The sequence below is a fragment of the Azospirillum sp. P4_B5 genome, from assembly GCF_056402275.1.
In genome coordinates this window covers 1-18187 of record NZ_JBFUHT010000048.1, presented here as the reverse complement: position 1 = coordinate 18187, position 18187 = coordinate 1, and the positions used below count along the sequence as shown (strand labels likewise).

12 protein-coding genes and 1 pseudogene are annotated in these 18187 nt (G+C 67.2%); 10 read left to right on the top strand and 3 right to left on the bottom strand.

The features are described 5' to 3' along the window. Nucleotides 1-149 precede the first annotated feature (149 nt). Nucleotides 150-695, top strand: coding sequence for a hypothetical protein (locus AC1DVI_RS26790; protein WP_476960565.1), 546 nt, complete (start codon nucleotides 150-152; stop codon nucleotides 693-695). Between the two features lie 58 nt (nucleotides 696-753). Here AC1DVI_RS26790 and AC1DVI_RS26785 read toward each other — a convergent pair whose 3' ends face one another. The 3 genes from AC1DVI_RS26785 to AC1DVI_RS26775 all read right to left on the bottom strand — a co-directional run bounded on the left by AC1DVI_RS26785 (nucleotide 754) and on the right by AC1DVI_RS26775 (nucleotide 2471). Continuing rightward, on the bottom strand, nucleotides 754-1584 hold the full coding sequence (locus tag AC1DVI_RS26785) for an aminoglycoside adenylyltransferase family protein (RefSeq protein ID WP_476960564.1): 831 nt from the start codon (nucleotides 1582-1584) through the stop codon (nucleotides 754-756). 128 nt (nucleotides 1585-1712) lie between these two features. Continuing rightward, entirely contained in the window at nucleotides 1713-1997 is a 285-nt protein-coding gene (locus AC1DVI_RS26780) for a glycine zipper family protein (RefSeq protein ID WP_014239563.1), read from the bottom strand. Between the two features lie 72 nt (nucleotides 1998-2069). Then, complete coding sequence (locus AC1DVI_RS26775) at nucleotides 2070-2471, bottom strand: Rap1a/Tai family immunity protein (protein ID WP_149167830.1); 402 nt, start codon at nucleotides 2469-2471, stop codon at nucleotides 2070-2072. Between the two features lie 972 nt (nucleotides 2472-3443). Between AC1DVI_RS26775 and AC1DVI_RS26770 the strand changes: the two genes are divergently transcribed. The 9 genes and pseudogenes from AC1DVI_RS26770 to AC1DVI_RS26730 all read left to right on the top strand — a co-directional run bounded on the left by AC1DVI_RS26770 (nucleotide 3444) and on the right by AC1DVI_RS26730 (nucleotide 17891). Then, nucleotides 3444-5666 carry a DUF3141 domain-containing protein gene (locus tag AC1DVI_RS26770; RefSeq protein ID WP_476960563.1) on the top strand — a complete coding sequence of 741 codons (2223 nt, stop codon included), beginning with the start codon at nucleotides 3444-3446 and terminating at the stop codon, nucleotides 5664-5666. Between the two features lie 47 nt (nucleotides 5667-5713). Beyond that, the gene (locus tag AC1DVI_RS26765; protein ID WP_476960562.1) at nucleotides 5714-6190 is read left to right on the top strand and encodes a hypothetical protein; all 477 of its coding nucleotides are present in this window, start codon (nucleotides 5714-5716) and stop codon (nucleotides 6188-6190) included. Between the two features lie 33 nt (nucleotides 6191-6223). After that, nucleotides 6224-7165: pseudogene (locus AC1DVI_RS26760) on the top strand (bifunctional enoyl-CoA hydratase/phosphate acetyltransferase); the annotation flags it as partial. A 7-nt stretch (nucleotides 7166-7172) separates the two neighbouring features. Then, entirely contained in the window at nucleotides 7173-8375 is a 1203-nt protein-coding gene (locus AC1DVI_RS26755; protein ID WP_476960561.1) for an acetate/propionate family kinase, read from the top strand. Nucleotides 8376-8402: 27 nt separating this feature from the next. After that, the gene (locus AC1DVI_RS26750; protein WP_476960560.1) at nucleotides 8403-9500 is read left to right on the top strand and encodes an efflux RND transporter periplasmic adaptor subunit; all 1098 of its coding nucleotides are present in this window, start codon (nucleotides 8403-8405) and stop codon (nucleotides 9498-9500) included. After that, complete coding sequence (locus AC1DVI_RS26745; protein WP_476960559.1) at nucleotides 9497-10648, top strand: efflux RND transporter periplasmic adaptor subunit; 1152 nt, start codon at nucleotides 9497-9499, stop codon at nucleotides 10646-10648. The genes AC1DVI_RS26750 and AC1DVI_RS26745 overlap by 4 nt, the downstream gene beginning before the upstream one ends. Beyond that, on the top strand, nucleotides 10645-13770 hold the full coding sequence (locus AC1DVI_RS26740; RefSeq protein ID WP_476960558.1) for an efflux RND transporter permease subunit: 3126 nt from the start codon (nucleotides 10645-10647) through the stop codon (nucleotides 13768-13770). The genes AC1DVI_RS26745 and AC1DVI_RS26740 overlap by 4 nt, the downstream gene beginning before the upstream one ends. A gap of 103 nt (nucleotides 13771-13873) precedes the next feature. Then, nucleotides 13874-16636: an MGH1-like glycoside hydrolase domain-containing protein gene (locus AC1DVI_RS26735; RefSeq protein WP_476960557.1), complete on the top strand. Its 2763-nt coding sequence runs from the start codon at nucleotides 13874-13876 to the stop codon at nucleotides 16634-16636. 130 nt (nucleotides 16637-16766) lie between these two features. After that, the gene (locus tag AC1DVI_RS26730) at nucleotides 16767-17891 is read left to right on the top strand and encodes an AI-2E family transporter (RefSeq protein WP_476960556.1); all 1125 of its coding nucleotides are present in this window, start codon (nucleotides 16767-16769) and stop codon (nucleotides 17889-17891) included. Nucleotides 17892-18187: the final 296 nt, after the last annotated feature.

Genomic DNA, 18187 nt, shown 5'->3' with positions numbered 1-18187 from the left:
GATCGGTCGCGGATGCCTATGCCCGCGGCGGCGGAGGTCGCGGCGGCGGCGGTGGCCGAGCGGGCGGAGGCGGTTATTCCCGGTCCGGTCCGGCGGCGGGTGGCGGCTTTTCCGCTCAACGTTCCTCGGCGGGACGATCCACGGCGGGAGTGGGGGCTCGTCAGGCCGGTGCCACCCAGCGGTCGAGCGACCGGATGGCCTCCGCGCAGACGGCGTCCCGGCAGTCCGGCGCTACGGAGCGTTCCGCGCAGCGCGCCGAGACGAAGCAGACGCGCACGGAATCCAGGGCCGACACGCGCACTTCGGGCCAGCAGGAACGGACCGAGCGGCAGGGCCAGCGGCAGCAGGGCCAGACCGAACGCACGGAAGCCCGCCAGCAAGGCCAGACCGAACGCACGGAATCGCGGGCCTATGCGGCGCAGAACATCGCCAACGACTGGGACGGTCATCACTACGACGATGACGACGACGATTGGGGCTGGGCCCTTGCGGGTGCGGCGGTGGGAGCGACCGCCGGTTACATCGCCGGCGCCGCCACGGCGACGCCCAATTATGTGACGGTGCTTCCCTGCACACCCACCGTCGTGCCGTACGGCGGCGTCAGCTACTACGGCTGCGGCGGAACCTGGTACAATCGCAGCTATGTGGACGGAAGCGTCACTTACGTTACCGTCACTCCGCCGCCCGGATACTGATCGCTCTGAGCCTGGTCATGATGCGGGCTGTCGGGCCGGTCCACCTTTTCACGGCCTTTCACGACAGGGTCCGAATGTGTGCGATGACGTGGTCGACATGCGGCCGCACCCTCGGCACAAGAGCACTCCAATCCTCCCGCTCCTCACCAAGATAGGCCGCTCGGGCGTGCGCCAGAACGCGCCGGTGCTCCTCGGGCAGACGGGCGAGTGCCCAATCGGCGGCCTGATCCTTCGGGAGGATCTCGCCGGTCGTGAGCGTCGTCCAAATTCGCGCCAGGGTCAGCAGCCCGTTTCGCCTGTCGTCCCCCTCTTCGATCCCCGGGATCAGGATCGGCACCATGTCCACCATGGCCCGAACAAGATCCGCGCGCGGCACCGGATCGAGGACCGAGTCGACGGGCGGGCCGAAGAGCGGCAGGGCCCCGCGGCGGGCCGTCTCGATCAGAACGGCGACGTCGGGATCTCGGCATGGCCATTCGGGCATGTCGCCCCGCTCGAAATCGGCGCGCATCCATTCGCCATACTGAAGCTCAAGGCCGCCGGGGTGGCGCCATGGGATCAGGGCCGGGCGGGCGAGGATGGTGAGTTCGATGGGGCGGCCCGGCCCGCCGACGGCGGTGCTTCCCGAGATCGGCAAAAGCTGGCGGATGATCGCGACGCGTTCACCGTCCGACAGCGATCGATCGGTGACGACGAGAATGTCGAGATCGCTGTTCGGGCGCAGGCCACCCGCGACCGCCGAACCGTAGAGATACGCGGCTGAGGCAGCGCCGCCGAGAACGTCGCGAACAACCGCCGCAGCGGCGAGGGTCTGCTCGCAGGATCGTGATTCATGCGCCAGGGATGGTATCATCGCGAGCAGAATGCCCGCCGCATCGCAGAATGACAACGGCTGGCCAAGCTTCGCGAGCGTCCTTTACGCGGTCGTTGGCGATGCCCGTGACGAGGACGCGCCGGCCATCCAGTGGGATCGGCGGCATGGCGAGAACGTCCCCGTCAGCGCAGGATCGCCGCGGGTCACTGGGTGCCGCTTCGCTGGGTGGACCCCTGCTGGACGCCGCGCTGGTAGGCCGAGGCCTCGGTCCGCTTGTGATAGTCATAGAGCAGACCGCCGGCCAGACCGGCACCGGCGCCGATGGCCGCACCCATGCCGGCGTTGCCGGCTATGGCGCCGATCAACGCTCCGCCGGCGGCGCCCCCGGTCGTGCCGGTGAGCGCGCGCTGCTGGGTCGGTGACATGTCGGCGCAGGCCGCAAGGGGAAGCGCGACGACGGCGACGCGGAGGATCTGTGTGGGTTTCATGGTCTTTCCCATCCTGGTTGGCCTTTGATCGAAGGCCGTGGACCGCGGCGAAGGAAGCGGAGGCCGGCGGGATCAGGCGCGGCAGGGGTAGCGCTGGGACAGGAAGCGGAACAGCCCATCCACCGGCGGCGTGTCCATCAGCCTGGGATTCTGCTTCGCCCAGGCGACGAAAGCGGAAACGGCATCGTTGCGCGACGGCGGTGGCGTCGGTGCGCACACCAGCTGGCGCTTGCCTTCGGCGGCCGTCACGACCTGATGGTACTGATAGGCGCCGACGGCGAAACCGTGGCAGAAATGGAGCGCCGCGATGCCGGTCGGGTCGTTTGGTGTGGCTTCGCACAGCCGCACAAGGTCGCCCGTGGTCCGGACCTGAAAATTGGTTTCCGTAGGGGTCGGCCCCATCTGCGCGTTCGCGGCGGTGATCACCGTCGCCGTCAGGGCAACGGCCAGAGCGACCTTGGTTCGGTGTTTCATGGTTTGCTCCCAACGCTTTTTGTGGGCGGCTTTTCGTAGACGGCTTTTCAGGGACAGGAGACGCTTCCCCGACGAACCGGTCGGCCCGATGCGAAATCGATGGACAGCCGATCGGATGGGCAGGGCGCACAGGTCGGGGGAACAATTTAACTCGCAAGACACTGTGCTTTGGAAGGTAGCATTCCTCCAAGCCAAAGCGCAGTCATGCTACGGTAACGCCCACCGTATCGATCATGTGAAGAAGGTTGCCTTCTGTCCAAAATACCGATTAATTGGCGTAATTTACTCTATTTAAAGAATAGCTTTATCTTAGAGCAAGAAAAATCATATAAATTCAATAAACAAAATCGTGCAAATAACGGGCAACTATGGCTTGCTAAAATCTGAATTTCATTCACGAGAAATCCAAAATCTGGATTTCGGCCAGGAGCCGGTGCCGCCGTACTGTTTTGGGGATGAGCCACCAAAGGAACGTGGCCTGATACGGTAACAGTGCCAACAGTTGCATGCTTCAACGCGGCGGATGATGCGGTGCAGTATTTTCCGTGTCAAAGCCAGTGCCTTGGCCCCTCACCTTCTCATCATGGGGCGGTATCCGCAGCGCCAGCGTCGCAGCGCCTTCGCGGATGCAAAGAAGCCGGTCGGCACAGCGAACGCACAGCCGGCACAGGAGCGTACAGCCAAAGAGGGCATGTGATGAAAAATCGGCGGGTGCGCCCCCTGACGGAACAGCAGCCTCTGGCGAGCTGGTTTTCCGCCTGGACTGCGGCATTTCCCTTTCTTGGATCCTTCGTCGAACCCGCGGAAAACGGGGCCGCAGGAAAATCATCGGGGGCAAAATCAACCGGGACAAAGCCGGTGGAAGAGACGACGGCCGGGAAAGGCGCGGATGGTTGGCCAACGCCGGCTTTCCCCAACCCGTTCAATGTTCCCAACCCGTTTCAGGACGCTTTCGACTATGGCGTCGACGCCATGCAGCGCTGGGTCCTGTTCCTGGATGTCCTGCGGCGCCGCGGCGACCAGTTCATGGACCACGCCGATAAAGGAAAGCCGCCCGTTCTGTCCTTCCCGTACGAGGTCGTGATGGAAGGGCGGAGGCTGAAGCGGCCGTGCAACTACATGCTGCTTCGCATTCTGCCGGACCCTGCCGTCGGCACCGACCCGGCCAAGCGTCCGTTCGTCATCGTCGATCCGCGCGCCGGTCACGGGCCCGGGATCGGCGGCTTCAAGCCGGACAGCCAGATCGGCACCGCACTGCGCGCCGGGCACCCCTGCTACTTCATCGGCTTTCATCCCGAACCGGAGCCGGGGCAGACGCTGGCCGACGTGGGTGAAGCGGAGGCCTTCTTCATCGAGCATGTCGGAAAACTGCACGACGGCGCGGCCGGCAAGCCGTGCGTCATCGGCAATTGCCAGGCCGGCTGGGCGGTGATGGCGCTGAGCGCGGTCCGGCCCGACCTGATGGGACCGATCATCATCGCGGGCTCCCCGCTGTCCTATTGGGCCGGCGTGAAGGGGCGGAACCCGATGCGCTACCTCGGCGGGCTCTATGGTGGCGCCTGGCTCGCCGCCCTGGCCAGCGACCTCGGCAACGGCCGTTTCGACGGGGCGCATCTGGTCGGCAACTTCGAGAAGCTGGACCCGGCCAACACCTATTGGAAGAAGGCGTACAACCTGTACGCCCATATCGACACGGAAGCGGACCGCTACCTTGAGTTCGAAAAGTGGTGGAGCGGCTTCTTCCTGATGAACGGGGAGGAGATCGAGGCCATCACCGACGACCTGTTCGTCGGCAACAAGATGACCAGCGGCGGCATCGTCCGGAACGGGCGCCGGCTGGATTTGCGGAACATCCGCTCGCCCATCCTGGTCTTCGCGTCCTTCGGCGACAACATCACGCCGCCGCAACAGGCGCTGGGCTGGATACTCGATCTCTACAGCGACGTCGAGGACATCCGGGCCCACGAGCAGACCATCGTCTACAATCTCCATCACGACATCGGGCATCTGGGCATCTTCGTGTCCGGCCGCGTCGCCCGCAAGGAAACGTCGGAGTTCGTCGAGAACATCGACTTCATCGACCTGCTGCCACCGGGTCTCTACGAGATGATCCTTCAGCCGAAGGACCTGAACGTCCCCGGCGCCGATCTGGTCGCGGGCGATTACGTGACGCGGTTCGAGCTGCGCACGCTCGACCACATCCGCGGGCTTGGCGGCAACACGCCGGAGGACGACCGGCGCTTCGCCGCGGTGGCCCGCATCTCGGACATCAACAAGGGCCTGTACGCCACCTTCGCCAGGCCTTCGATCCAGGCGACCGTCAACGAGCCCTTCGCCGAATGGCTGCGGATGATGAACCCGGCGCGCAGCCAGTATTACCTGTTCTCGCACCTCAACCCCTTCATGGCGCCGGTCGGCCCCATGGCCGACTGGGTGCGCGAGCACCGCCGCCCGGTGAGCCCGGACAACCCGTACCTGAGCGCGCAGAACCGCGTCTCGGACGAGATCGTGCAGGGGCTCGACCGCTGGCGGGACGCGCGGGACGGCGCCGTCGAGCGCCTGTTCATGGGCCTCTACAACGCGCCGCTCCTTCAGGCTCTGGTCGGGCTGGCCGCGCCGGGCGAGGACGCGCGGCCGCCGCACGTCCGCGACGAGGCGTTCGAAGCCCTGTTCGAGAAGCGGATGGCCGAAATCATGGGCCGCGTGGAGGAGGGCGGTGTGCGGGAGGCGCTGTTTCGCGTCCTGATCCACGCGCGGCGCGGCGAAGGCGCCCTCGACGAGCGCGCCTTCCAGATGCTGCGGAAAATCCGCGAGGAACACCCCGGCACCCAACAGCTGTCCGTGGACGCCGTCCGCGCGGTCTTCCGCGAACAGGTCTTCCTGATGCTGATGGACGAAGCCGCGGCGATGAGCGCGCTGCCCAAGCTGCTGTCCGGCGAGAAGGAGCGCAAGGAGGTGATGGCGCTGGCGGAACGGGTCCTGGAGGCCTCCGGGCCTTTGACCCCCGACCAGCGCGCCCGCCTGCGGCAGGTGGACGCTCTTCTGCACAACAAGGAGCAGCGGATCGAGGCCGAGCGCGAGCCGCCCCTGCGCGTGCTGCCTGGTTCCGGGGAATCGTCGCTGGGCAGGGCCGCCTCCGACATCAGCAGGACGGACGCGCAGCGCAGGGTGATGGGCACCGCGAAAACCAAGTGAACCCGGCGCCGACGCACAGGGCTGACAAGCAACAAGGGGAACGCATCATGAGCAACATGGACCAGACCAAGGCGGCTGCGGCCGTCCCCGACATCGGCGACGACCTGATCTCGCCCGCCGAACTCCGGAAGCTCGCCGAGGAGCACGAGATGGCGCTGCTCCAGGAAGCCCTGGAGCGGGAAAAGAAGCACATGAAGGAACAGGACACCGTCCGCGAAGCCTTCATGAACCAGCACATCCGCCCCGACGCCAAGGAGCGGTTCACCCGCGCGGTGCGCGACGCCGCGTCGCGCGGCGTGAAGGAAATCCAGATTGCGCGCTTCCCGAGCAGCTACTGCACCGACGGTGGCCGGGCGATCAACAATTTCGAGCCGGACTGGCCGAATTCCCTGACCGGCTTCGCCCGCGAAGCCTACGAGGTCTTCGACAAGACCCTGCGGGCCAAGGGCTACAAGCTGCGGGCGCAGATCCTGGACTATCCCGGCGGCATGCCGGGGGACGTCGGGCTGTATCTGCGCTGGTGAGGAGGGTGCGTCATGGCCGACAGTCAGCCACCGTCCGCCCCGCACCGTCATGAGAAGTACGAGCGGCTGGTCGCCGCCTGCCGCGATATCCCCCCCGTCCCCACGGCGGTGGTACATCCCTGCGACGCCTCATCCCTGGGCGGTGCCGTTGATGCGGCCCGTCAGGGCTTCATCACCCCGATCCTGATCGGTCCGGCCGCGCGCATCCGGGCCGTGGCGGACGAGTCCGGGCTCGACATCGCCCCGTACGAGATCGTGGATGTGCCCCACAGCCACGCCGCCGCCGCCACGGCGGTGGAACTGGTGCGCCAGGGGCGTGCGCAGCTTCTCATGAAGGGAAGCCTGCACACGGACGAACTGCTGCGCGAGGTGGCGAGGAAGGACAGCGGGCTGCGGACGGAACGGCGCATCAGCCACGTCTTCATCATGGACGTGCCGACCTACGGGAAGCCGCTGTTCATCACCGACGCCGCGGTGAACATCGCGCCGACCCTGGAGGACAAGCGCGACATCATCCAGAACGCCATCGATCTGGCGCGGGCGCTGGGGAATCCCCAGCCGAAGGTGGCGATCCTGTCGGCGGTCGAAACCATCAACCCGAAAATCCCCTCCACCGTGGAGGCCGGCGCGCTGTGCAAGATGGCCGACCGGGGGCAGATCACCGGCGGCCTGCTGGACGGGCCGTTGGCGCTCGACAACGCCATCAGCCCCGAAGCGGTGAGGATCAAGGGGATCGAGTCCCCGGTCGCCGGGCAGGCCGACATTCTCGTCGTGCCGGATCTGGAGGCGGGAAACATGCTCGCCAAGAACCTGACCTTCCTGGCGAACGCCGATGCCGCCGGCATCGTGCTGGGCGCGCGGGTGCCCATCGTGCTGACCAGCCGGGCCGACAGCGTCATGACGCGCATGGCCTCCTGCGCCGTGGCGGCGCTGTACGCGCACCGGCAGCGGGTCGAGCAGCCGGTGAAGGGGTGAGGTCGCCATGACCGAGACGACCATGACCGAAACGGGCATGACCGAGACGATCCTGGTCATCAACGCCGGTTCCTCCAGCATCAAGTTCCAGCTGTTCGATGTGGCGGACGGGACGCTGCCGGTGCGCCTGCGCGGCCGGATCGAGGGGATCGGCACGACGCCACGGCTGGTTCTCCAGGATGGAAGCGTTCCCTTGCCGGCTGAATCCGGTGACGGGGTTCCCGGCGCGCTGGCCTTTCTCGGCGCGTGGCTGCGGGAACGGCTGAGCGGCGCCATGCCGGTGGCGGTCGGGCATCGGGTGGTTCACGGCGGACCGGCCTACGACACCCATGTGGCGGTGGACGACGCGGTGATCGGGGCGCTGGAACGCTACGTTCCGCTCGCCCCGCTCCACCAGCCGAACAATCTGGCGCCGATCCGGGCGATCCGGAAACTCCTGCCGGACGTGCTTCAGGTGGCCTGCTTCGACACAGCCTTTCACCGGCACCATTCCGAACTGGCCGACCGCTACGCCATCCCGGACTCCCTTTACCAGGAAGGCGTGCGGCGCTACGGCTTTCACGGCCTGAGCTACGAATACATCGCCGGGCGCCTGCCGGAGCTTGCCCCCGGGATCGCCGGCGGGCGGGTCGTCGTCGCTCATCTCGGCAGCGGGGCCAGCATGTGCGCCATCCGGGATGGGCGCAGCGTCGACAGCACCATGGGATTCACCGCGCTGGACGGGCTGCCGATGGGGACGCGGCCGGGGCAGCTGGACCCCGGCGTGGTCCTGTACCTGATGGACAAGGGCATGGACGCCCGCGCCATCGAACGGCTGCTGTACCACGACTGCGGCCTGAAGGGGCTGTCCGGCATCAGCAACGACGTCCGTGACCTGCTGGCCAGCACCGATCCGCGCGCCAGGCTCGCGCTGGAGTGCTTCGCCTACCGGGCGAGCCTCGCCATCGGGGCGCTGGCCGCCGCCATGGGGGGCATCGACGGGCTCGTGTTCACGGCCGGCATCGGCGAACGGGCGCCCGCCATCCGCAAGGCCATCGCGGAGCGGGCGCGCTGGCTCGGCTTCGACCTCGACGAGGCGGCCAACGCCGCGAACGCGCTGTGCATCACGACGCCGGACAGCCGGGTCAAGGGCTGCGTCATCCCGACCGACGAGGAACGGATGATCGCGCTCCATACCCGCGCCATCCTCCGCCGCCACCGCTCCGCGTGACACGGTCCTGGGAAGGAGAGAGGCATCATGCCCTGGTCATCTGGGTTCGGGTCATCCAGATCGGCGATTATCGCCGGCCTCCTGCTTCTCGGCTGCGAGCAGCCGGTGCCGCCACCGGCCGAGGCGACGCTGATCCGCGCCCTGCCGGTGCAGGTGAGCCAGTTCGACCGCACCGCCGCGCTGACCGGTGAGATCCAGGCCCGCCACGAGAGCAACCTCGGCTTCCGCGTCGGCGGCAAGGTGGTCGAGCGGCTGGTGGACGTCGGGCAGACGGTCACGTCCGGCCAACTGCTGGCGCGGCTGGACAACCAGGACCAGACAAACGCCTTGCGGTCCGCCGAATCCGACGTGGCGGCGGCGCAGGCCGCCGTCGAGCAGAGCCGGACGCAGGAGGAACGCCAGCGCTCCTTGCTCGCCAACGGCTTCACAACCCGGGTCCAGTACGACAACGCCCAGAAGCGCTACCAGCAGGCGCAGGCCGAGTTGAACTCCGCCGAGGCGCAGTTGGGCTCCGCCCGCGACACGCTGTCCTACACCGAACTGCGGGCCGACCGCGACGGGGTCATCACGGCGAAGACGGCGGAGCCCGGCCAAGTGGTCGCCGTCGGCCAGACGGTGTTGCGGCTGGCCGATCCGGGAGAACGGGAAGCGGTCTTCCAGGTGCCGGGCGCCAGCATCCGGCTGGAAGGACGGGAGGGCCTGCCGACGGTCGAGGTGCGGCTCGTCAACGATGCGAAGACCGTCACCGAGGGAACGATCCGCGAGGTGTCTCCGGGGGTCGATCCGGTGACCCGGACCTACACCGTGAAGGTTTCCCTGCCCAACGCCCCCGACGCCTTCCTGCTCGGCTCCTCCGTCGTCGGACGGGCCAAGCTGCCGGCGCGGCCGGTGGTCAATCTGCCGTCCTCGGCGCTGTTCCAGACGGAGAATGGAGACCCGGCGGTGTGGGTCGTGGCGCGGCCGGCCGACACGGTGAGCCTGCGCCCCGTCTCCGTCCTGCAATACGACACCGGCACGGTCACCGTCTCCAGCGGCCTCGACAACGGCGATCTGGTGGTGGTCGGCGGCGTCCAGAAGCTGCGGCCGGACCAGAAGGTCACCATCAAGCCGGGGAGCGGCGCATGACCGGCATCGCGCGGCCGAACACGTGGCGGCCAACCACGAACCCGCTGCTCATCGCGCTGCTGGCCCTGGCCCCGGCGCTGGCGGCCTGTGAGCCGCAGGGCGGCCATCACGCCGACGCGGCGCCGGTGATCCGGCCGGTGCGGACCGTCACCGTGGAGCCGGTAACCTTCCGGATGGGCAGTTCCGCCACCGGAACCATCGAGGCGCGGGCCGACGCCGACCTTGGCTTCCGCATCGCCGGAAAGCTAGTCGAGCGCAAGGTCGATGTGGGCAGTCTGGTCAAGGCCGGCGACGTGCTGGCGCGGCTGGACGACCAGGACCAGCGCAACGCGCTGCGGACCGCCGAGGCGAACCTCGCCTCCGCGCAGGCCGATCAGGTGCAGGCGCGCAACGAGGAGTACCGCAAGCGGGAACTGCTGGCCAACGGCAACGCCCCCCAGGCGCAGTACGACGCGGCGCTGCTGGCGATGCGCACCGCCGACGCCAAGGTCGTCGCGACGCAGGCGGCGTTGCAATCGGCCCGCGACCGGGTCGGCTACACGGAACTGCGGGCGGATCGGGACGGCGTGGTGACCACCATCGGGGCCGAGCCCGGACAAGTGGTCGAAGCCGGCCAGATGGTGGTGCGCGTCGCCCAGCCGGAGGAGCGCGAAGCCGTCTTCAACGTCGCCGAGACCGGCATCCGGGCGGCGCCGAAGGACCCGGTGATCGAGGTCTCGCTGGCCGGAGCACCGGACATCGCGGCGGTGGGCCGCGTCCGCGAGATCTCGCCCCAGGCCGATCCCGTCACCCGGACCCACACCGTCCGGATCGCGCTGGACAACCCGCCCGACGCCCTGCGCCTCGGCGCGACCGTCGTCGGACGCCTGAAGCAGCCGCCCGCCCCGGTGGTCGAACTGCCGGGGACGGCGCTGTTCGAGGAGGCGGGGCGAAACTTCGTCTGGGTCGTCGATCCGAAGGCCCAGACCGTCCGGCGCCAGCCGGTCGTGATCAGACCCAGGGACGGCGCCAGGGACACCGATGGCCCGGTCATCGTCACCGAAGGCCTGACCCGCGGCGACGTCGTGGTCACCGCCGGCGTGCACAGCCTGAGCGAAGGCCAGCGGGTCCGGTTCAACCAGAAAATAGAAACGGCGGCGGCACCATGACCGGCTTCAATCTCTCCGAGTGGGCTCTGCGCCACCGCTCCTTCGTCTGGTACCTGATCATCTCGCTGACCTTGGCGGGCGGCATGGCCTACATGCGCCTCGGCCGTGAGGAGGACCCGGCCTTCACGATCAAGACCATGGTGGTCCAGGCCAACTGGCCCGGCGCCACCATCGAGGACACCATGAAGCTGGTGACCGACCCGATCGAGAAGAAGCTGGAGGAGATCCCCTATCTCGACTACGTCAAGAGCTACACCAAGCCCGGCATCTCGGTCGTCTACGTCAACCTGAAGGACTACACGCCGGCCGAGGCGGTGCCCGACCTGTGGTATCAGGTCCGCAAGAAGATCGCCGACATGAAGGCCACCCTGCCGCAGGGCGTGCAGGGGCCGGCCTTCAACGACGAGTTCGGCGACACCTTCGGCACGGTCTTCGCCTTCACCGCCGACGGCTTCAGCTACCGCGAGTTGAAGGATTATGCGGAGACCGCGCGGGCCGATCTGATGCGCGTGCCGGACGTCGGCAAGATCCAGTTCGTCGGCGTCCAGAACGAGCGGATCTATCTCGACTTCTCGACGCGCAAGCTGGCCGCGATGGGGATCGACCGCGAGCAGGTCATCGCCGAGCTTCAGGCCCAGAACGCCGTGGCCCCGGCCGGCGTGGTGCAGGCGGGCGACGAGAAGATCTCGGTCCGGGTCAGCGGCGCCTTCACGTCGGAGGACAGCCTGCGCGCCATCAGCCTGCGCGCGAACGATAAATTCTACCGGCTGGCCGATCTGGCGGACATCCGGCGCGGCTACGCCGACCCGCCGTCGCCGCTGTTCCGCTACAACGGGCAGCCGGCCATCGGGATGATCATCTCCATGGCGGCCGGCGGCAACGTGCTGACCTTCGGCGAGGGCATCCGCGAGCGGATGCGGCAGGTCGAGGCGAACCTGCCGGTGGGCATCGGCGTCCACCTCGTCGCCAACCAGTCGGTGGTGGTGGAGGAATCGGTCGCCGGCTTCACCAAGGCGCTGAAGGAGGCCGTCGTCATCGTCCTGGTGGTCAGCTTCATCAGCCTGGGGCTGCGCGCCGGGCTGGTGGTGGCGACCTCCATCCCGCTGGTGCTGGGCATGACCTTCATCGGCATGGAGTTCTTCGACATCACGCTCCAGCGCATCTCGCTGGGCGCGTTGATCATCGCGCTCGGCCTGCTGGTGGACGACGCCATGATCACCGTGGAGATGATGATCACCAAGCTGGAGGAGGGCTTCAGCCTGGATAAGGCGGCGACCTTCGCCTACACCTCCACGGCCTTTCCCATGCTGACCGGCACGCTGATCACCGTGGCCGGCTTCATCCCCATCGGCTTCGCCCAGGGCGGTGCGGCGGAATACTGCTTCACGCTGTTCGCCGTGGTGGCGATGGCGCTGCTGTTCTCCTGGATCGTGGCGGTCCTGTTCGCGCCCCTCATCGGGGTGAACGTGCTGCCCAAGACCATGAAATCGAAGCATGGCGGCGAACCGGGCCGCCTGATGCGGATGTTCCGGGGCAGCCTGCGCCTGGCCATGCGGGCGCGCTATCTGGTGATCGTGGCCACGCTGCTGCTGTTCGGCCTGTCGGTCTTCGGCCTGCGCTTCGTCCAGCAGCAGTTCTTCCCCGCCTCCGACCGCCCGGAGTTGCTGGTCAATCTGACCCTGCCGCAGACGGCCTCGATCCGGGCGACCGAGGAGGTGGTGGATCGCTTCGAGAAGGTGCTGGCGGCCGACCCCGACGTCGAGCGTTGGAGCTTCTACGTCGGCCAGGGTGCGGTGCGCTTCTACCTGCCGCTCGACGTGCAGCTGGCCAACGACTACTTCGCCCAGGCCGTGGTGGTGACCAAGGGCTACAAGGTCCGCGAGGACGTCCGCGCCCGGCTGGAGAAGGTGCTGAACGAGAACTTCTCCGATCTCAACACGCGGGTCAGCCCGCTGGAGATGGGGCCGCCGGTCGGCTGGCCGATCCAGTACCGCGTCTCCGGACCCGACGTGGGCGAGGTGCGGGCCATCGCCGCCCGGATGGCCGACACCATCGGCACCAACCCCTACACGCTGCTGGTCAACTACGACTGGAACGAGCCGTCGAAGGTGGTGCGGGTCGATGTGGACCAGGACAAGGCCCGCCTGCTGGGGATCAGCTCCAAATCGCTCAACCAGGCGCTGAACGCCACGGTGTCGGGCGCGGCCTTCACGCAGGTGCGCGACGACATCTACCTGATCGACGTGGTCGCCCAGGCGACCAACGCGGAGCGCAGCTCCATCGAGACGCTGCGCAACCTCCAGATCGCCATTCCGGACGGCCGCACCGTGCCGCTGGGCGAGGTCGCGACCATGCGCTACGACCTGGAGCAGCCGGTGGTCTGGCGGCGGACGCGCCTGCCCACCATCACCGTCCAGGCCGATCTGGTTCCCCCGTTGCAGGCCGCGACGGTGGTGCAGCAGCTGGCCCCGGCGGTGGACGAGCTGCGGCGCAGCCTGCCGCCCGGCTACACCATCGAAGCGGGCGGCACGGTGGAGAACAGCGCCAAGGGCATGGCCTCGATCACCGCCGTCTTCCCGATCATGATCTTCGTCATGTTGACCATCCTCATGATCCAGCTTCAAAGCTTCCAAAAGCTGTTCCTGGTCATCAGCGTGGCGCCGCTCGGCCTGATCGGCGTCGTCGCGGCGCTGCTGCCGACGGGCACGCCGCTGGGCTTCGTCGCCATTCTGGGCGTGGTCGCGCTGATCGGCATGATCGTCCGCAACTCGGTCATCATGATCGCCCAGATCGACGAGCATCTGGAGGCCGGGGAGCATCCCTGGGACGCCGTCATCAACGCCACCATGCACCGCGTGCGGCCGATCCTGCTGACGGCGGCGGCGGCCAGCCTGGGCATGATCCCCATCGCGCCCGAGGTCTTCTGGGGGCCCATGGCCTACGCGATCATCGGCGGCCTGATCGTGGCGACTCTGCTGACGCTGCTCTTCCTGCCGGCGCTCTACGTCGCCTGGTTCCGTATCCGGGAACCGGCGGCGGAGGAACGCGCCAAGCCGCGGTACGACGAGGCCATGCACCCGCCGGGGCCGGCGCCGACCAAGGGCGTGACGAGCGGTGTGTGACCATCCGCCGATCCGCCCCCTGACGCGGCGCGTCTCCGAGAACGTCTCCATCGGCGCCGGATGAGCGGGAACATCGACGAACGATCCAGCGAGGGAGGGGGAAATGCCTGACCGGGGTGAACGGCTGGAGGGCGGTCGGACCGCCGAGCAGGTGCGGCTCGATCAGGCGCGCGAACAGGGCGTCCCCTGGAAAATGTGGGGTCCCTATCTCAGCGAGCGGCAATGGGGCACGGTGCGCGAGGACTACAGCGAACACGGCGATGCCTGGAACCACTTCCCGCACGACCATGCCCGTTCGCGCGCCTACCGGTGGGGAGAGGACGGCCTGGCCGGCATCTCCGACGACCGCCAGCGGCTCTGCTTCGCGTTGGCGCTGTGGAACGGGCGCGACCCCATCCTCAAGGAACGGCTGTTCGGGCTGACCAACGGCGAAAGCAACCACGGCGAGGATGTGAAGGAATACTACTATTACCTCGACAGCACGCCGACCCACTCCTACATGAAGTATCTCTACAAGTATCCGCAGGCGGAATTTCCCTACAACGATCTGGTCGAGACGAGCTGTCGGCGGAGCCGCCAGGACTTGGAATACGAACTGCTCGACACCGGCGTGTTCGACCAGGATCGTTATTTCGACGTCTTCGTGGAATACGCCAAGGCATCTCCCGAGCGAATTCTGATCGAAATCACCGTTCACAACCGTGGGCCGGAGGCGGCGGATCTGCACGTCCTGCCGACGCTGTGGTGGCGCAACCAGTGGTCACGGGACGACGGTTCCGAGGACACCGCGCGCAAACCCACGCTCCGCGAAGCCGTACCGGGCCGCCGCATCGTCGCCCTCGATCCCGAGGAGGGGGAGAAGGCCCTGCATTGCGACGGCGGTCCGGAGTTGCTGTTCACCGGGAACGAGACCAACCGCCAGCGCCTGTTCGGCCTTCCGAACCGCACCCCCTACGTCAAGGACGGGATCGACGCCTGTGTCGTGCGCGGGCAGGCGGAGGCGGTGAATCCGGACAAGTCCGGCACGAAGGCCGCCGCCCATTATCGCCTGACCCTCGCCCCCGGCGGGAGCCGGACCATCCGCCTGCGCCTGGACGCGAACAACACGGCTGGAGAAGCGGCGGGCGACGATGTCTTCGGCATCGCCTTCACCGACCTGTTCGACGCCCGCCGCCGGGAGGCCGACGCCTTCTACGCCTCCATAACCCCGCCGTCGTTCAGCGCGGACGAGGCGCTGGTGTTCCGTCAGGCCCTGGCGGGCATGTTGTGGAGCAAGCAGTATTACGAATACGACGTCGGCACCTGGCTGAAGCAGCACGGAGCGAACCCGTTCGCGGCGGACCGCCGGATCGGCCCGCGCAACAGCCAGTGGCACCACATGCACAACGCCGACATCGTGTCGATGCCGGACAAGTGGGAATACCCCTGGTACGCGGCCTGGGATCTGGCCTTCCACGTGCTCGCCCTGACGCTGGTCGATCCCGACTTCGGCAAGCAGCAACTGGAGCTGATGCTGCGCGAGCGCTACCTGCACCCCAACGGGCAAATTCCCGCCTATGAGTGGAATTTCGGCGACGTGAACCCGCCGGTCCACGCCTGGGCGACCATCTTCACCTACCGGCTGCTGAAGCCGCGGGGCGACGAGGCGGATCGCCGCTGGCTCGAGCAGACCTTCCACAAGCTGCTCCTGAACTTCACCTGGTGGGTCAACCGCAAGGACCGCGAGGGAAGGAACGTCTTCGAAGGCGGCTTCCTCGGGCTCGACAACATCGGCGTGTTCGACCGCAGCGCGCCGCTGCCCACCGGCGGCTGTCTGGAGCAGGCGGACGGCACGGCCTGGATGGCGCTGTTCGCCCTGAACATGCTGGAGATCGCGGCGGAACTGACGAAGACCGACCCGCTCCACGCCGACATGGCCGTCAAATTCGCGGAACACTTCCTGTGGATCGCGTCGGCGATGACCCGCATCGGCGACGACACCGGCATGTGGGACGAGGAGGACGGTTTCTTCTACGACGTGCTGCGGCTGCCGAACGGACGGACGGAGCGTCTGAAGGTCCGATCCCTGGTGGGCCTGCTGCCGCTGTGCGCCGTTTGCGTCTTCGACGGCGACCTCCTGGCCGAACACCCGGACATCGCCAGGCGTTTCCACTCCTTCCTGGCCGATCGCCCGGAGTTGGTGGGCGCCATGCACGACCCGCGGCAGATCGGGTTCGGCGGGCGCCGGCTTGGCGCCATCCTGAACGAAGGCCGGCTGCGCCGGGTTCTGACGCGCATGTTGGACGAACGGGAGTTCCTCAGCCCCTACGGCATCCGGTCGATGTCCCGGCATCACGCCGACCACCCCTACGTCTTCGTCGTTGGAGGCCAGGAATTCCGCGTTCCCTACCTGCCGGCGGAGTCCGACAGCGGCATGTTCGGCGGAAACTCGAACTGGCGCGGGCCGATCTGGATGCCGATCAACGCGCTGATCGTTCGCGGGCTGCTCCAATACTACGCCTATTTCGGGAACGGCTTCCTCATCGAATGCCCGACCGGATCGGGGACCATGATGAACCTCTATGAGGTCGCCCGGGACATATCGCGGCGCCTGGAGAGCATCTTCCTGCGCGACGAACACGGCAATCGGCCGGTGTTCGGCGGCGCCCGGACGTTCCAGCAGGACCAGCACTGGAAGGATCACATCCTCTTCTACGAGTACTTCCACGGCGACATCGGCGCCGGCATGGGGGCCAGTCACCAGACCGGCTGGACCGGGGTTATCGCCCGCCTCATGCATGTCTTCGCAACGACCACGGCGGACGGTTTCCTCGACAGCGCGAAGGAAGCCCACGCCGACAGGGCCGTCCACGAGCAGCACGTGTGAGATCGCGCCGCTTCTTCTGCCGTCATGTTCGGATCGACATCATGTGCGCGCAGCGGCATCCACACCCGATGAACTTCGGCAAGACGGACAAGGGTACTTGGGCCATCGTGCCCTGAAGGGATCACAAGCCATGGCGGACTTCATTCACGACCGGCTCATGCCGCACGCCGACGCCTCGGAATCCCCGGAGCGGTACGAGATGAGCTATGTCCGCAAGGCGCTCGTCCTGTCCATGATGCTGATCCTGCTGATCGGCTGCTTCGTCGTGCTGCGCCCCTTCATCGCGGCGATCCTCTGGGCCATCATTCTCTCCTTCAGCACCTGGCCGCTGCACCGGCGCATCGAGCGAGCGCTCGGCGGCCGCACCACGCTGGCGGCGGCGATCATGACGCTGATGATCATGGCGATCCTCGTCGGCCCTCTCGCGGCGCTTGGAATAAAGCTGTCGGAGAATGTCTTCCGCGTCGTCGAAACGGTTCACGCGGCTATGGACCGGGGACTTCCGCCCTTGCCGGACTGGCTGATCGGCGTTCCGATAGTCGGCGACCGGCTGCAGGTGACCTGGAGCGTGCTGGCGGGCGGCGAGGCCAATCTGCGCACGACGCTCCAACCCTATCTCGGCCGGATCCGCGACTTTGCACTGGAGAGCGGCGGGCATCTTCTCTCGGGGACGTCGCTGATCGCTCTGAGCGTCCTGATCGCCTTCTTCCTCTACCGGGACGGCCGCACCGCCGTGCGCCGGCTGCGCAGCATCGTCGGGCGGATCGCCGGCGCCCGCGCGCGGCAGTCCCTCGACGTTGCCGCCGAGACGATCAACGGGGTCGTCCATGGCGTGCTCGGCACCGCGCTGGTGCAAGCCATCGCCGCCACCGTGGGCTATTGGATCGCCGGCATTCCCGGCGTCCTGCTTCTCGGCTTCGTCTCCTTCTTCCTGGCGCTGGTGCCGATGGGGCTGGCGCTGATCTGGTTGCCCGCCGCGATCTGGCTGGCCAGCCAGGGCCGCACCGCCATGGCGATCTTTCTGGTGGCCTGGGTCGGCGTGCTGGTCGGCAGCCTCGACAACGTCCTGCGCCCGATCCTGATCGGTCGGAGCAGCGATCTTCCCTTCATCATCATTTTCCTGGGAATCGTCGGCGGTCTCGTCGCTTTCGGCCTGATCGGCATTTTTCTCGGCCCGACGCTGCTCGCCGTGGCGTACGGCCTCGTTCGGGAATGGAGCGGGGGAAACGAGCCCGGCGACGCTGCGGCGGAGTAGGCGCCCCGCAGCTCCAGGGAGTGCGGTTTACGGGTGTTCTCGCCACAGTTTATGGTTCCATTCAGAGGTCCTCTGCAAGGAACTGAGATGGTCTCCGTTCCCCGTTTCTCCCGCAGTTTGCGTGGATGGGCTGACGACGCTGGAGCCGAGCTATGCGGGAAAGTGGGTGATGACGGTCTGAAGAAGGCGGCGTATCGAGGCGGGTGACGAAGCCTGCCAGAACCTCCACGAGGGAGCGATACGCCATGGACGAGATTAGCAAGGTTGTCCGCTTACGTCAGCCGGAGGAGATCGAC

What these genes read in the sequence shown, in the direction of transcription:
- AC1DVI_RS26730 (WP_476960556.1), top strand. Translation starts at nt 16,767, where the DNA reads ATGGCGGACTTCATTCACGACCGGCTCATGCCGCACGCCGACGCCTCG.
- AC1DVI_RS26740 (WP_476960558.1), top strand. Translation starts at nt 10,645, where the DNA reads ATGACCGGCTTCAATCTCTCCGAGTGGGCTCTGCGCCACCGCTCCTTC.
- AC1DVI_RS26770 (WP_476960563.1), top strand. Translation starts at nt 3,444, where the DNA reads ATGCAGCGCTGGGTCCTGTTCCTGGATGTCCTGCGGCGCCGCGGCGAC.
- AC1DVI_RS26775 (WP_149167830.1), bottom strand. Translation starts at nt 2,471, where the DNA reads ATGAAACACCGAACCAAGGTCGCTCTGGCCGTTGCCCTGACGGCGACG.
- AC1DVI_RS26745 (WP_476960559.1), top strand. Translation starts at nt 9,497, where the DNA reads ATGACCGGCATCGCGCGGCCGAACACGTGGCGGCCAACCACGAACCCG.
- AC1DVI_RS26780 (WP_014239563.1), bottom strand. Translation starts at nt 1,997, where the DNA reads ATGAAACCCACACAGATCCTCCGCGTCGCCGTCGTCGCGCTTCCCCTT.
- AC1DVI_RS26755 (WP_476960561.1), top strand. Translation starts at nt 7,173, where the DNA reads ATGACCGAGACGACCATGACCGAAACGGGCATGACCGAGACGATCCTG.
- AC1DVI_RS26750 (WP_476960560.1), top strand. Translation starts at nt 8,403, where the DNA reads ATGCCCTGGTCATCTGGGTTCGGGTCATCCAGATCGGCGATTATCGCC.
- AC1DVI_RS26735 (WP_476960557.1), top strand. Translation starts at nt 13,874, where the DNA reads ATGCCTGACCGGGGTGAACGGCTGGAGGGCGGTCGGACCGCCGAGCAG.
- AC1DVI_RS26765 (WP_476960562.1), top strand. Translation starts at nt 5,714, where the DNA reads ATGAGCAACATGGACCAGACCAAGGCGGCTGCGGCCGTCCCCGACATC.